Genomic DNA, 15185 nt, shown 5'->3' on the forward strand with positions numbered 1-15185 from the left:
GCCTGCGGCAAAAAGGGAGAGGGAACAGTTTTGTTCCCTCTCTTTATTATATGCAGCGGGATTTTCTTCGCTGCCCCTTGTGTTATTTTCTGCGGATGGTGTAAAATAGAATACAAGAGATCTTTTTACACATTCAAACCGGCGGTTCTTCCTGAAGCTTTGAAGCGGCAGAATCGCCATACTTTTCAACAGATAGAAAGAGTGAAATGAATGAATATTCTGGCAATAGGCGACGTTGTGGGCAGCATCGGCTGTCGTTTTCTGCGCGAACAGCTGCCCCGCCTGAAAAAGGATAGGCAGATCGATCTGGTGATTGTCAACGGTGAAAACTCTGCGGACGGCAACGGCATTACTCCTGCTTCGGCAGAATTTTTGTTTTCCAGCGGGGTGGATGTGATCACGACCGGCAATCACAGCTTTCGCCGTAAAGAAAGCTACGAGCTGTACGACCAGTGCGAAACCCTGCTGCGCCCCGCGAATTTTCCCAGCGGCGTGCCCGGGCACGGTGTGTGCGTGGTAGACCTTGGCCGCGTGCAGATAGCGGTGATCAACCTGATGGGCACCTCCTACATGGACAGCCTCGATTGCCCTTTTGCAACCATGGACCGGATTCTCAGCGATCCGGACCTGCCGCCGATCCGCCTGGTAGATTTTCATGCGGAGGCCACCGGGGAAAAGGGCGCGATGGGGTATTATCTGGACGGTCGGGTGACCGCGGTATTCGGCACGCATACGCATGTGCAGACCGCCGATGAGCAGCTTTTGCCGCAGGGAACCGCGTTCCTTTCCGATCTTGGCATGACAGGCCCGATTCGTTCCGTGCTTGGCGTAAAGCCCGAGCTTGTGATCCAAAAGCTGCGCACGCACATGCCGGTTCGCTTCGATGTCGCCGACGGTCCCTGTCGAATGGAGGGCGCAATTTTCTCTGTAGATGTTCGAAAAGGAAACGCAATTTCTGTTGAAAGGGTGCAAATCAAGACATATTCGACAAATATTGAATAGTGTTATAATTTTTTCTGATTTATTTTAACAAAAAATCTCTTGCCAAATACTAGTTTTTGTTTTATGATAGAGGTGTAACTTAGAGGCGGGAGGTTATGAAAATGGAAGTATTAAAAGTATCATCAAAATCCTCACCCAATTCCGTAGCTGGGGCTATTGCAGGTGTCATTCGTGAAAGCGGTGCTGTAGAGGTACAGGCGGTAGGGGCTGGAGCCTCCAATCAGGCAATCAAGGCAATTGCGATTGCGCGTGGTTATCTTGCGCCGTCCGGGATCGACATTGTATGTATCCCCGCCTTTGCCAGCATCAGCATTGATGGTGACGAACGAACCGCTATTAAGCTGATCGTAGAGCCGCGGTAACGGCTTTGCCGCCAAATCCTTCGGCGGCGCCGAAAGTTGATCAAAACATAGAAGCGGATTCGGGCTTTCGTTTTATCCGGCCCGGTCACATTCCGTTTTAGATCTGCCACAGGATGCTTCTGTCGTCCCGTGGCATTTCTTTTATGCCGTCGCCGCCCGGTTTTTTGAGTGCCGCCGCGCCTTCAGGGAATAAATGGATTGAATCCGTGCCAACAATATGTTATAATGTACCAAGCACCGGCTCGTTATGGATTCCGGTGTTCTGCTACCCTGCGGACCGCACAGGCGGCCCCGCAGTTTTCCATTTTGTATTCATTTTGAATTTACGGGACTGCAGTGCCTTTTCAGGCAGTTCCCTTTTTACAAATTTTCAATTGAAGAGGAGATGCGACACATTGATCAATGGAGCTGAATTAAAGCGCGCCATCTTATCCGGCGCCAACCATATTGTCAGGAACAAGGCTCTGGTAGATGGGTTGAATATTTTCCCCGTTCCTGATGGGGATACCGGCACCAATATGTCTATGACGATTTCAGCGGCGGCCAGAGAGCTGGAAAAGTCGGATGGAGCTCCGGGAATCGGCGCTGTTGCCCACACGGTCGCTTCTGCCATGCTGCGGGGCGCGCGCGGAAATTCCGGCGTGATCCTTTCGCTGCTGTTCCGCGGTTTTTCCAAAGGGCTTGAGGGCCTGGAGCAGGCGACGGGCGCTGATCTGTGCAAGGCGCTGGGCCTTGGCGTGGATGCCGCCTACAAGGCGGTGATGAAGCCCACCGAGGGAACGATTTTGACGGTGTCGCGCGTGGCATTTGAAAAGGGACAGGCTGCCGCCGAGCTGGATGACGACGCCGTGAGCGTATGGTCTGCGATTTGCAAGGGTGCCAACGAAGCGCTGGAAACAACGCCCGAGCTGCTGCCCGTGCTGAAGAAGGCCGGCGTTGTGGATGCCGGAGGAAAGGGGCTGTGCCTGATTTTTGAGGGAATGCTTTCCGTCTTTCAGGACGGCGTGATTCTGGACAGCGAACAGAATGCGTCCGGCACCGGCACAGGGGCCGCGGGCGTTCAGAGCGCGGCAGAGGAATTCCACCGCAACGTGGCGGCGGAGTTTGACCAGGAGATCACGTTTACCTATTGCACAGAATTTATCGTGGGCCGTGATCCCGAGATCGAAACCGATCCGCAGACGGATTTGCGCCCGTTCCTTGAGGGAATCGGCGACTGCGTCGTGGTGGTGGATGATGAAGAGATCATTAAGGTGCACGTGCATACCGAAAATCCCGGCAACGCTTTGCAGAAGGCGCTGGAATACGGCCAGCTGCTGACGGTGAAGATCGAGAATATGAAGGAGCAGCATCGCGTCGCCGCTGAAAACAATCAGGCGGCTCCGGCTCCTGTGGCAGAGCGTCCCGCGGCGCCGGAAATCGCGGAGCCCGAGGAAGAGATCGGTTTTGTTGCGGTCGCCGCCGGCGACGGCCTGCGTTCTCTGTTTATGGATCTCGGCTGCTCACAGGTGGTGAGCGGCGGTCAGACCATGAACCCCAGCACACAGGATATTATGGCTGCCGTGCTGGCTACTCCGGCCAAGACGGTCATGGTGCTGCCGAATAATAAGAATATTGTTATGGCGGCGGAGCAGACGATTCCGCTCGTCAAAGACCGCAAGGTGGTTGTTCTGCCCACCCGTACCATCCCGCAGGGGCTTTCCGCCATGCTGGCATATGACCCCGAGGTATCTGTTGAGCGCAGCACGGTCATCATGATGGAGGCTGCCGGCTCTGTTGCGACCGGTCAGGTCACCTTTGCCGCCCGCGATTCCGAATTCGGCGGACACCGCATCAAAGAGGGCGACATCCTCGGCCTGAAAAACGGTAAGCTCGATATGATCGAGAAGGACCCGGTGCATACTGTTGTGAAGCTGACCCGTTCCATGATCAGCCGCACCACCTCGTTCGTAACGCTGATCTACGGCAAGGATATCACCGAAAGCCAGGCGCAGGACGCGTATAACCGCATTAAGTCCAAGATCAGCGGCGACGTAGAGGTCACGCTGGTAGACGGCGGTCAGCCGGTGTATTACTTTATCGTTTCCGTGGAATAACTTCCGTCTGGAGAAGAGTTGCCATGGCATCGTTGTTTCAGAAAAACATTCAGGAATTAAAGGGCGTCGGCGAAAAGCGCTCCCGGCTGTTTGCAAAGCTGGGGGCGCCTACTGTCGGCGCTCTTCTGCGCACCTATCCCCGCGATTACGAGGATTGGAGCCATCCCGTCCCGCTGGCGGAGGTTCCGGCAGAGCAGGTGTGCGTTGTCCGCGTTACGGTGGTATCGCCGGTATCGGAGCAGCGCATCCGCTCGGGAATGACGCTGTATAAGCTGCGCGCCACCGACGGGCGGCACGACGTGCAGATCACCTTTTTTAATAACCCGTATACTAAGAATCTGTTGCTCGAGGGCAAGGAGTATCTGCTGCGCGGCAAGGTGACCGGGTCGTTCCTGCGCCGCGAGATGGCCTCGCCCGATTTTATGCCCGCAGACCGCCTGCTGCCGCTGCGTCCCGTTTATCGGCAGACGGCGGGGCTGACCTCGCGCCAGATTTCCGCCGCGGTGCGCGCCGCTCTGGGGATGCTCCCGAATCCCCTGCCGGACCCGCTGCCCGAGCCGATGCGCCGCGCCTGCCATCTGTGCAGTCTGCGCTTTGCGCTGGAAAACATCCATTTTCCGAGGGACCGCGAATCGCTGGAGCAGGCGCGCCGCAGGCTGATTTTTGAGGAGCTTCTGGTGCTGCAGCTCGGTTTGCTGCGCCTGAAAAGCCGCGGGCGGCAGCAAACCTCCCTGCGGCTGGAGGTAGACGCTTCGGCAGAGTTTTTCCGCTCGCTGCCTTTTACGCCCACGAACGCGCAGAAGCGGGCTGTAGCGGAGTGCATTGTGAATATGCAGGGAGATTATCCGATGAACCGGCTGCTGCAGGGCGATGTCGGCAGCGGCAAAACCGCCGTGGCCGCTGCGCTTTGCCACAGCGCGATCGCCTCGGGGATGCAGGCGGCGTTCATGGCGCCCACAGAGATTCTGGCCCGCCAGCACTATGAAACCATGCGGCGTTTTTTAGAGCCGTTTCATTTGAACGTGGCGCTGCTCACCGGTTCTGTTCCGGTGGCAAAGCGGCGTGAGTTGCTTTCGCAGCTGAAGGAGGGGAGCATCCACCTGCTGGTAGGAACGCACGCCCTCCTGAACGAAACGGTCGAGTTCCGGCAGCTGGGGCTTGTTGTGACGGATGAGCAGCACCGGTTCGGGGTAGCGCAGCGCGCCGCCCTTACCCAAAAGGGAGATCATCCGCATATCCTTGTCATGTCCGCCACGCCGATCCCGCGTACGCTGGCGCTGATGATCTACGGCGATTTGGAGCTTTCGGTGCTTGACGAGCTGCCGCCGGGGCGGCAGAAAACCGAAACGTATGTGATCGACAGCACAAAACGCGCCCGCGCGTTCGGGTTTATCCGCAAAAAGATCGACGCCGGGCGGCAGTGTTATATCATCTGCCCGCTGATCGAAGACAGTGAGAGCGATATGGCGTCCGTCACGCAGTATGCGCGGGATTTGCAGGAGAAGTGGTTCTTCGCCAACACGGTCGGCGTTCTTCACGGCAGACTGCGCCCTGCGGAAAAGGATCGTGCCATGGAGGAATTTGCCGCCGGGCGCACGGATATCCTAGTTTCCACAACGGTGGTGGAGGTTGGCGTAGACGTGCCGAACGCCGTTGTGATGCTGATTGAAAACGCAGAGCGGTATGGCCTTTCGCAACTGCATCAGCTGCGCGGGCGCATTGGGCGCGGCACGGAAAAATCCACCTGTATTCTGGTATCGGACGCACAGAATGAAGAGGCGCAGAAGCGTCTGCGCGTGATGTGCGAGACAACCGACGGCTTCCGAATTGCGGATGAGGACCTTCGTCTGCGCGGCCCGGGCGATTTCTTCGGCGCGCGGCAGCACGGTCTGCCGGTGCTGAGAATCGCGGATATGAGCGCCGATTTTGCGCTGCTGCAGCTTGCGCAGGGAGAAGCCAAAGAACTGCTGGCCCACGACCCGGCGATGGAGCTGCCGGAGCATCGCGGCCTGCGGGCTGAGGTACGCCAACTGTTCTCTGCGCTGGAATAAGCATGTGATGATCTATATAAAATTGACGCCGGAACGCGCTGTGCGCTCCGGCGTCAATTTTATAGTGTCAGTATTGCTTTTACCCTCGCCACGGGCTAAGGTGAAAGACGGACTCTAATATTCTTACGGAAAACAATTGCCTGCTTCGCTCAAAACGCAGGCAGGCAATCTTTTCCTTTTTACATATCACGGTATTTTTTTACCTTGCGCAGGCGCTTGCGCTTCTTGTTGTACAGCAGCGCCAGAACGAGATAGACAATCACCAGCGCGACAATGATTCCAGCTATCACGAGGAACCAGACTGAGGTCACGATCTTTTTAACGACATCCGCGGAATGCAGCAACTCGCTGCGTTCCACCGATTCGGAAGCCACAAGATTGATCGTTGTCAGTTCCTGGTTGGCGTAACTGAGCACCGCCGTTCCCACAACCTGTCCTTTTTTTACGGGGGCTTCCACGCTTTCGGGGAGCTTCGGCGTAATCAAAACGCTTGAGGCAGAAACGCCCTTCGGCAAAATGGTAGCGTAGCTTTTTTCAGCGACCAGCAGCAGCTTATCCTTGTTCCAGGCGTAATCAAGCTTTACCTCGCCCACGCTGGCGCCGCTTTCCACCACGGTTTTGATCTGCAGGCTGTCAAAGGCCCACTCATACAGCTTCTTGGAATCGATCATTTCGCCGCGGGTGGTGATGGACTTTCCGGTGGAATCGATTTTCGGCGCGTGCAGCGCGATCGCCATGTAGCTGTATCCATCCCTGATTGCGGTAGAAACCAGGCAGTAGCCCGCCTGGTCGTGCGAGCCGGTCTTGATGCCCTTGGCGTATTTGTAAAAATAATCGCCGCCGATGTAACGGTCGGTCAGGTAGTTGGTTGTTACCAGGGTGCGGGGCTTGGGATATTTGTTGGTTGCGGGCAGTTCATACCGGGTCTGCGAGGTGATGTCGGTAAAGTACGGCAGCGTCATGGCGCATTTTGTAATGGTGTACAGGTCGCGCGCCGTAGTGTAGTGCTGGTCGTCGTGCAGGCCGTGCGGGTTTGCGAAGTGCGTGTTTTTGCAGCCCAGCTCCTTCGCCTTTTCATTCATCAGATCCACAAACTTACTGATGTCTCCGCCGCCGATGTAATCGGCCAGCACCATGGCGGCGTCATTGCCGGAGGGAACCATCAGACAGTTGAGAAGCTGCAGCGCGGTCAGCTCCTCACCCTCCAGCACGCCGGAAAGCGAGCTGCCGGTACCCTGAAGCTGGTCGAGCACCGATTTTTTTGCCGTAATTTTTGTTCCGCTTAAATCTTTTATCTGTTCCGATGCCACAATAAACGTCATGATTTTCGTTGTGGAGGCGGGCTCCATTTTTTTATCGGCATTCTGCTCGAACACAACGGTGCTGGTATCGAGATTGACCAGCAGGGCTGCTTCGGAATTCAGGGTAAAATCTATGTTGTATGCCGCCGCAGAGACCGGAGCCGACGAGAATATCACGCAAATGGTCAGCAAAAAAGTCAATACGGGCGTTAAGCATTTTTTCATGGAAAAATGGCCTCCAATGTGATATGATAGAAAAGCAAAATGACAGATCAAAGCAGATGATTTTCCCGGCAAAAACAGGGGACAATCATCCTTTCACCTGATTCCAATTAAGTATAACAGTTAAATATGAAAAGATAAAGAATGATCCAAAAAAAACATAAATTTTTAAGAGATAGGCGGGAGCAGTCTTGATTTATCTAACAGGAGATACCCATGGTGAACTGGAGCGGTTCCGGTCCCCTGCGGTGCGGCGCCTGCGGCGCGGAGACAGCCTGATTGTATGCGGCGATTTCGGCTTTTTATGGAACGGCGGTGCCGCCGAAGAGAAAATCCTGAAAAAGCTGGGGTCGAAAAAATATAACATTCTGTTTGTGGACGGCGCGCATGAGAATTACGAGCTTCTTGAAAAATACCCGGTCACCGAGTGGAACGGGGGAAAGGTGCAGCAGATCAGCGGCAATCTGTACCACTTGATGCGCGGGCAGGTATTTACGCTGGAGGGCAAAACGTTCTTTACCTTTGGCGGCGGCGAAAGCAAAGAGCGGCAGATGTACAAGGATGTTGGCCGCTGGTGGCCGCAGGAAATGCCGAGCCGTGAGGAGATGGAAGAGGGGGTTGCGAACCTGCGTGAACGTCAGATGCAGGTGGACTACATCATTACCCATGAGCCGTCGCCGCGCATGAGAACGCTGATCGACGAAGAGCACCAGATCAGCCCGCTCGAGATGTACTTTGAGGGTCTGCTCCGTTCGGTCAAATTCCAGAAATGGTTTTTTGGTTCGCTGCACATCAACCGCAGCATCACAGGCAGCCATGTCTGTCTGTTTGATCAGGTGGAAAAGGTCGATGGTCGAAGCGGGGCCTTGCACTATAGATAATTTTGCTCTGAAAAGCCGCTGATTCCGTCCCCTGCCTTTGCTGGAGGAACGGAATGGTTGCTTTTATGGAACGAAACATTTCAAGTGGCCGATTATGAAATGCGGTGAGCGCAGGCTTATCACACAGAAAATACGAAAGGGAAACGGTGATCGCTCCGTTTCCCTTTCGTATTTTTATGCTCATGGAAAGTTTGGGAGAAGTCCCGTTATTTCCCGTCGTAGGTGTAGTTTTCAATCTCTACCTTGTCGACCTCCTGATACGGGGCCAGGGTAGAAACCATTTTCACCGGTTTGTCATAATGATTGATACAGTAGTGCGTTTCATGGGGCTCAATATGGATAAACTGGCCGGGCGTCAGGTGATGCACCACGCCGTCCACCACAATGTCGATCTCTCCCTCAATGATATAGAAGTTCTCTTCCATAATGTTGTGCAGGTGGGCCTTAAAGTCCTGACCGGGCAGGAACTGTACCAGAGCAAAGTTCATGCGGGGGCCTTTCATCAGGTATTTGGGTCCATGATCGCCGAAGCGGTATTCCTTATCGTTTTCATCAATGATATACATAATCTGATTCATCCTTTCTTGAGTCAATGGTCACACACCGGGAGCGCTCCACATTGGTTTGGTCAGCTTTTCACGGCACAGCTCCAGCTGTGCTGCATATACCTTGCGCCAGGATTCGTACATCCGCAGGTAAAGAGCATGGGTTTCCGCATTCGGCTGATATTCGCGGTCCCATTTGACCAGCTTCTGTGCGGCCTCGGCGGCATCGCTGTAAATGCCGACGCCCACGCCGGCCAGAACAGCCGCGCCCAGAGCAGTGGCTTCTTTTACCACGGGCACCTTTACCGGCAGCCCCAGTACATCGGAAAGGATTTGGCACCACAGCGGGCTCTTCGATGCGCCGCCGGCAAAGATGATTTCCGTCGGCATGTTCTGGGTGGCTTCCCGTACCAGATCAAGATGGCCTTTTGTCACCATCGCCGTATTCTCCAGAATGGAGCGGTAGAATGTATAGCGGTTGAACTTCTGCGGGTCCAGCTCAAAGTTAGTGAAGGTAGGGGCCGCATGCTGCCAGCGGATGAAATTCATCACGTCCGAAAACGCGCACATCATGCCGTAGCATCCGGCAGGCACCTCGGCGGCCTTTTTGTCCATCAGGTAATAGGGGTCTTTTCCGCTTTCCTCGCCCTGCTGCTTTTCCAGCTCGCAAAAGCCGTCGCGGAACCAGCGCATGACAAGGCCGGGTTTGAAGGCCAGCGCCTCGTACTGCCAGACACCGGGAATCGCGTGGCAGTTGACCCTCACGCGGCAGCCGGGGTCTGTTTTGCCGTTTGCGGTGTTGAACTCGTACTGCCAGAAGCTGCCGCCGAATACCGCGGCCTGCCCCGGGCTGACCACGCCGACGCCGACGCAGCCGAGCTGCGCGTCGCCGCCGCCCGATACAACGGGAATTCCTGCCGCGAGGCCGGTCTGCTTTGCGGCCTCCTCGCTGACGGAGCCAACCACCTTGCCGCATTCTGTTACCGCAGGGAAGATGTCGGTGCGCAGTCCGCATTTTTCCGCAATGGAAGGGTCCCAGTCTCGTTTTTGTAAATCGAAAATGCCGGTCGTCGAACCGTTGCTCGGCTCCACAGCCAGAACGCCCGTCAGCTTGTAGATCAGCCAGTCATTGAACATGCCGACCGCTGCGGTTTTTTCGTACAGCTCCGGCACCTTGTTTTTCAGCCACAGTAAACGGGGCAGGGCGCTGAGCGCGTAGGTCTGCCCGGATTCCAGATAGATTTCCTTTTCCATCTCCGGGTTTTGCCGGATCAGCTCCACCACTTCATCCTCACTGCGGGCGTCCACATTGGCGCAGGCCCAGATTTCCTGTCCTGCGGCATTGTAAAGGACAATGCCTTCCCGCATACAGGTGGTGGAAATTGCCACCAGCTCCTTCGGGTCGATCCCGGTTTTTTCCAAAACGCCGCGAATGCAGCCAGAGGCCAGCTCCCAGTTGTGAACCCAATCAAAATCCATGCTGCCGGGGTATCTGGGGTCTTCCTTGTGATCCCATTCCTGCTGCACGACGTCAACCTGGTTTCCTTCCAGATCAAACAGCACAGCTCTTACGCTGCCGGTACCGGCATCTACCGCCATCAGATAGTTGCGCGCCATGTTCGATTTCCTCCCGTCTGAACGTTTTTTCAATACAAAAAACCTTTTGAGAGCCTTTATTCTTCTGTCTCGCCGTCGATTAACGCCTGTGCGGTTTCTTCGTCGGTGATGAGAATGTCCAGATATTTTCCGCGCAGCGCCGCGCGGATGGCCTCCACTTTGTCGTGCCCGGCGGCCACACCCACCACGTTGTCCAGCTGGCGCAGAGTATCCAGCGGCGTGCTGATCAGGCGGTCTTCAATGCCCGTGTGAACCGGGTTGCCGTTTTTGTCGATGAAATGGCTGAGCACGTCGCCGACTGCGCCGCGCATGGAAAGATAAAAGAAATCATTTTTGCTGACGATTCCGTTTGTCAGAATGGTTGCGTTGTCGGCCATGCCGCCGATGCCGATCAGCGTCATGGAGGCAAGGCGCACCATACGCATGATTTCAGTTACCGAGGGTTCCTGCATCATCGCTTTCACCATTTCGGGGGAAGAGACGAGCAGGGGGGCCGGCAAAAGATAAAGCTTCGCATTAAAAATGTGAGACTGTGTGTTCGGCAGGTAATAATTGACGCCGCCGGTAAGCGAAACGACCGAAACGGGGAATTCGCTCAGAGTCGCCAGGTGGTTCAGCACGCGGCTGAGCGTATCGCCATAGCCCATGTTGATAAACGAATGCTCGGTGATCCTGTCGCTCACGTACATCGAGGCCGCCTGCGCGATGGTCTTATTCACATCGGTAGCATCCGGCGGAGTAGGCACAATAAAGGTATCTTTCAGATTCCATGTTTCCGAAAGCTGGCGCTCCAGCTCCATCCGCTGAACGCCGTCCTGGTGTATTTTAAACTGGATCACGCCGTCCTGCCGGGCTTTTTCCAACAATTTAATCACACGCATGCGCGAGATTCCCAGCCGTTCCGAAATTTTCTGCTGGGTCATGTTTTCTACATAATAGTACCAGGCCGTTTTGACCACGAGAACATCTTCATAATTCAAATGAGGCACCTCCAGAGTTGGTTTCCTTTTCCTTTATCACATATCATACCATTCCCGGCGGGGGGAGCGTCAAGAGCCTCTCCCCCCGGGAGGAATTCCGGGATTGGCCCGCCCTGTGAGAAGTGGTATTACATCTGTACGCAATTGAAACAAATGTTACAATATAAATCATTTGTTTTCGATTTAAAGTATATCAGCAAAATGTTTTGCTGTCAATTGATATTTTTTATTCGAACTAAAACTTTTTGAAACGGGAATATCTGGAACCTGTTTTGTGCGATTTGTTGTTTTTATCGCTTAAAATTGAAAGGAATCAGCAAAAATAAAATGAATTTTATCTAATAAATTTCGTTTGTGAAAGAAAAATCCCGTTGACAATAGGGAAAAAATATCGTATGATAAACACGCAAATAAAAATTCACTTTAAAAACAATTGTATTAATTTCGGGCAAAACGGTTGTTTGTGAAGAAAGCTTATGAGTCTATGGTGTATGGAGGGGGAAAAATGGCGCAATCCCAAACGGAACGTTCCGGCCAATCTTTGCTGAGTGTTCGGGGAATCTGCAAAATGTTCAGCCTGAACCAGGTGCTCAAGGGGATCGACCTCGATATTCACCCTGGTGAGATTCTGGCCCTGATCGGCGGAAACGGAGCGGGAAAAAGCACCTTAATGAAAATCATTATGGGCATTTATCAGCCGGACCAGGGCGAAATTGAGATCCGGGGCGAAAAAGTGTCGCTGACAAAGCCATCTGTCGCTCTGACGCACGGCATTTATATGGTGCCCCAGGAACCGATGCTTTTCCCCAACATGACGGTAGAAGAGAATATTCTCGTCGGCGTCGGGTTCGACGCATCCGGCGCGGAGCTGCGCCGGCGGCTGACGCAGCTGATGGACGACATCGGCTGGCATCTGGATCTGACCAGAAAGGCGAGCAGCCTTTCAATTGCCGAGCAGCAGCTGGTAGAGATTCTTCGCGGCCTGCTGCGCAACGCGGAGCTGCTGATCTTTGATGAGCCGACCAGCGCTCTGACTTTTGACGAGGTGGAAAGCCTGTTTCGCTGCATCCGCGACCTGCAGAAAAAGGGAATTGGCATGATTTACATCACGCACCGCCTGACGGAGGTGTTCGATATCGCCACCCACGTCGCGATCATGTGCGACGGCGTGATCACGCTGCACGGGCCGATCGGCGACTTTACCCGTGAAATGCTCGTCAAGGGGCTTTTGCCCCCCAACATGCAGGATCAGGAGATCAAAGGCACCACCGGCACTGCTGTGGTGGATTACAAGGATGCAAAACCGATCCTTGAACTGCAAAATTATTCGGGTTACGGCTTCCGCGGAATCAACCTGAAGATTTATCCCGGTGAGATTCTCGGCGTTGCGGGCGTAGTCGGCGCAGGCCGCACCGAACTGGCCACAACGATTTTTGGCAAGGACAAGGTTTTGGGCGGCAAAGCGATTCTGGACGGCAGGGACATCACGGGGCTTTCCACGAAGAAGGTTTTGGAGGCCGGCGTGAATTATGTTCCCGAAGACCGGCACCTGAACGGGCTGTTCAAAATCAGCGACGTCGCGGCCAACACCACTTCGGCGATTCTGAACCGCATGGTGATGGGCAAGGTGTTCCTCAACCGCAAGGCGGAGCATGATCTGACGCAGGAATATGTGGAACATTTCCGCATTAAGGTGACGGGGCAGGATCAGCTGACCGGCAGTCTTTCCGGCGGCAACCAGCAGAAGGTGGTTATCGCAAGGGCGCTTTCCACAGGGCCGAAGCTGGTGATTCTGGATGAGCCGACCCGCGGCATCGATGCCGTGGCGCGCGGCGAGGTCTATTCCATCATCCACCAGCTCAAAGAGCAGGGGGTGGCGGTGATGCTGATTTCTTCCGATATGGAGGAGATCGTCGAGCTGTCTGACCGTGCGGTGACGGTGTATCAGGGACGAATCAACGGCGAGTTCCAAAAAGAAGAAATCAATCAGGATAATCTGATGGCCGCCGCGTTTGACGTGATTTCGAGAGAGCAGGTGGTTTCATGACGCTGTTGAAAAAAGTAGGCAAGGTAAGAGAAATCAGCAGCCTTTTCTTTCTGATTTTTCTGTTTGGCCTGGTGGGTCTCGTCAACAGCGACTTTCTGACACCCACGAGCCTGTTCAACTGCTTTAACGACAGCGTGGTGTTTACCATGCTGGCCGTGGGAATCGCTTTCGTCATCCTGACCGGTGAGATCGACGTTTCCATCGGCGCCACGCTCGGGCTTTCCGCGGCGGTCGCTTCCACGATCCTGCGCGACGGCGGCAGCGGGATCTTCGCTGTTCTGGCGGCAGTACTGGTCGGCTGTCTGGTCGGCCTCTTCAACGGATTTGGAATTGCGAAGCTGGGCATTCCTTCTTTGATCTTTACCCTTGGTACCAACGGTTTGGTGCGCGGTCTGGTTTATGTATATACCGGCGGTGCGTGGGTAGAAAACCTGCCGGCCGGATTTACCAAGATGGCGAACATAAAGCTCATCGGCGAGCTGACCACTTTTTACGCAGCGGCGCTGGTGCTGGTGATCGCCGCACATCTGATCCTGACCAAAACACGGCGCGGCAAATATTTCATCACAGTCGGCGATAACCCGGCGGGCGCAACGATGGTCGGTATCCCGACCATGCAGACCAAGATCATGGCCTATGTGCTGTGCGGTCTGTTTGCCTCGGTGGCCGGTGTGCTGTATTCCTCGCGCATTGGTTTTATCACCCCTACGGCGGGCAGCGGTTACGAGATGAAGGCCATCGCGGCCTGTGTGCTCGGCGGCGTCAGCCTTTCCGGCGGCCTGGGCAGCCTGATCGGCGCGTCCATCGGCGCGGTGATCATGTCTTCTATCAGCCGTATTCTGGTGTTCCTCGGCTTCTCCTCCGATTATGACAATACCATCACTGGTATTCTTTTGATCGTGATCGTGGTCGTCGACGCGGTGGCGCAGAACCGGGCCGCTGTCAAAACCCGGCATGCGCGTCTGGCCTCACGGTCCGGCCCGCTGGAAGAGGAACCCGGGGATAGGAGGGCTGCATCATGAAACAAAGCTTGTTTGGGCGCCTTGGCCAGAAAGCGAAAAGCTGGGAATTTGTCCTGCTTTTGATTTTGATTCTGGAGTTTATCATCTTCGGCGCGAAAAACCCCAAATTCCTGATGCCGAACGTCCTTTTGGGCAGCATCAACGATATTATCTCCATCTGCATTATTTCTCTGTTCGTTACGTTTGTCATGATCACGGGCGGCATCGATATTCAGGTGGCTTCCATTGTGGGTCTTACCTCTATAGTGGTGGGCGTTACCTGGCAGGATTTTGGCGTAAATATCTGGGCGGCCTGTATCATCGCCATCATCGCCGCCGCTCTGTGCGGTGCGCTTTCCGGATTCTTCGTGGCATACTGCGGCGTTCAGCCCATGGTGGTTACGCTCGGCGGCAGCTTCCTTTACAGCGGCATTGCCCTTCTGATTTCGAAGCTTTCCGCAACGCAGAGCTATAAAGGCATCAGCGGTTTCCCCGACGGCTTTACCCAGATCGCTTCGTTTAAGCTGTTCGGCGTGATTCCCAGTCAGGTATTGATTTTTGCGGGTCTTACGGTGATTGCGTATTTGCTGCTTCACCGGTCGAAATATGGCCGTAAGGTATTCCTGATCGGCATCAATCCCAGAGCCGCGGAATACTCCGGCCTCAACAGCCGCCTGATCATCCTGAGCACCTATGTGCTTTCGGCGATCAGCGCCGCGATCGCCGGCATTGTACTTACGTCGTATCTGGGTACGGCCAAGAGCGACATCGGCATGACGTTTACCCTGCCGATCATTACCGCAGTCGTGCTGGGCGGTACTCTCAGCACTGGCGGCAGAGGCAGCGTGATCGGCACCGCGCTGGCCGCGCTGGTCATCGGCATCCTGCGCTTCGGCCTGCCGCTGTGCTTCAAGATCAATACGCAGTATCTCGATATTCCCGTGGGGCTCCTGCTGCTGATCGTGATCACCGGCCGTGCGCTTTCCGCCAATCCCAAGGTCATCAAGCTGATGGCCGGCAGATTCCCCCGCCTATCGGGGCTGAAGAGTTGAGTGTTCCTTTTTATTCCGGTGCGTTTTG

12 protein-coding genes are annotated in these 15185 nt (G+C 54.9%); 8 read left to right on the plus strand and 4 right to left on the minus strand.

Annotated features, from left to right (window positions below):
- The first annotated feature begins 210 nt into the window (after positions 1-210).
- The 4 genes from HMPREF1141_RS02365 (at position 211) to recG (ending at position 5511) form a co-directional block, all read left to right on the plus strand.
- Positions 211-1002 (plus strand): TIGR00282 family metallophosphoesterase, encoded by a 792-nt coding sequence (locus tag HMPREF1141_RS02365; protein WP_009060751.1) that lies wholly within the window; start codon positions 211-213, stop codon positions 1000-1002.
- 101 nt (positions 1003-1103) lie between these two features.
- Entirely contained in the window at positions 1104-1364 is a 261-nt protein-coding gene (locus HMPREF1141_RS02370) for a stage V sporulation protein S (RefSeq protein ID WP_009060521.1), read from the plus strand.
- Positions 1365-1759: 395 nt separating this feature from the next.
- Complete coding sequence (locus HMPREF1141_RS02375; RefSeq protein ID WP_009060707.1) at positions 1760-3460, plus strand: DAK2 domain-containing protein; 1701 nt, start codon at positions 1760-1762, stop codon at positions 3458-3460.
- Between the two features lie 23 nt (positions 3461-3483).
- On the plus strand, positions 3484-5511 hold the full coding sequence (gene recG / locus HMPREF1141_RS02380; protein WP_009060570.1) for an ATP-dependent DNA helicase RecG: 2028 nt from the start codon (positions 3484-3486) through the stop codon (positions 5509-5511).
- A gap of 179 nt (positions 5512-5690) precedes the next feature.
- On the opposite strand, the gene HMPREF1141_RS02385 is transcribed toward recG, so the two are convergent.
- Complete coding sequence (locus tag HMPREF1141_RS02385; protein ID WP_009060579.1) at positions 5691-7037, minus strand: D-alanyl-D-alanine carboxypeptidase family protein; 1347 nt, start codon at positions 7035-7037, stop codon at positions 5691-5693.
- Between the two features lie 188 nt (positions 7038-7225).
- Between HMPREF1141_RS02385 and HMPREF1141_RS02390 the strand changes: the two genes are divergently transcribed.
- A complete protein-coding gene (locus tag HMPREF1141_RS02390; protein ID WP_009060519.1) occupies positions 7226-7915 on the plus strand; it encodes a metallophosphoesterase in 690 nt (229 codons plus the stop codon).
- Between the two features lie 206 nt (positions 7916-8121).
- Here the strand turns inward: HMPREF1141_RS02390 and HMPREF1141_RS02395 are convergent, their stop codons facing one another.
- Genes HMPREF1141_RS02395 through HMPREF1141_RS02405 form a run of 3 tightly spaced genes read right to left on the minus strand, consistent with a single transcriptional unit; the run spans position 8122 to position 11057 of the window.
- Positions 8122-8481 (minus strand): cupin domain-containing protein, encoded by a 360-nt coding sequence (locus HMPREF1141_RS02395; RefSeq protein WP_009060550.1) that lies wholly within the window; start codon positions 8479-8481, stop codon positions 8122-8124.
- 30 nt (positions 8482-8511) lie between these two features.
- The gene (gene lsrK / locus HMPREF1141_RS02400; protein ID WP_009060607.1) at positions 8512-10077 is read right to left on the minus strand and encodes an autoinducer-2 kinase; all 1566 of its coding nucleotides are present in this window, start codon (positions 10075-10077) and stop codon (positions 8512-8514) included.
- Positions 10078-10133: 56 nt separating this feature from the next.
- On the minus strand, positions 10134-11057 hold the full coding sequence (locus HMPREF1141_RS02405) for a sugar-binding transcriptional regulator (protein WP_009060540.1): 924 nt from the start codon (positions 11055-11057) through the stop codon (positions 10134-10136).
- Positions 11058-11562: 505 nt separating this feature from the next.
- Between HMPREF1141_RS02405 and HMPREF1141_RS02410 the strand changes: the two genes are divergently transcribed.
- The 3 genes from HMPREF1141_RS02410 to HMPREF1141_RS02420 are packed head-to-tail and all read left to right on the plus strand — an operon-like array spanning position 11563 to position 15157.
- Positions 11563-13104, plus strand: a complete 1542-nt coding sequence (locus HMPREF1141_RS02410) for a sugar ABC transporter ATP-binding protein (protein ID WP_009060578.1) — start codon at positions 11563-11565, stop codon at positions 13102-13104.
- Positions 13101-14126, plus strand: a complete 1026-nt coding sequence (locus tag HMPREF1141_RS02415; protein WP_009060703.1) for an ABC transporter permease — start codon at positions 13101-13103, stop codon at positions 14124-14126. The genes HMPREF1141_RS02410 and HMPREF1141_RS02415 overlap by 4 nt, the downstream gene beginning before the upstream one ends.
- Positions 14123-15157, plus strand: a complete 1035-nt coding sequence (locus tag HMPREF1141_RS02420) for an ABC transporter permease (RefSeq protein WP_009060602.1) — start codon at positions 14123-14125, stop codon at positions 15155-15157. Before HMPREF1141_RS02415 ends, HMPREF1141_RS02420 begins: the two co-directional genes overlap by 4 nt.
- Positions 15158-15185: the final 28 nt, after the last annotated feature.

The organism is Clostridium sp. MSTE9 (genome assembly GCF_000277625.1).
GTDB classification, from domain to species: Bacteria; Bacillota; Clostridia; order Oscillospirales; family Acutalibacteraceae; genus Faecalispora; species Faecalispora jeddahensis.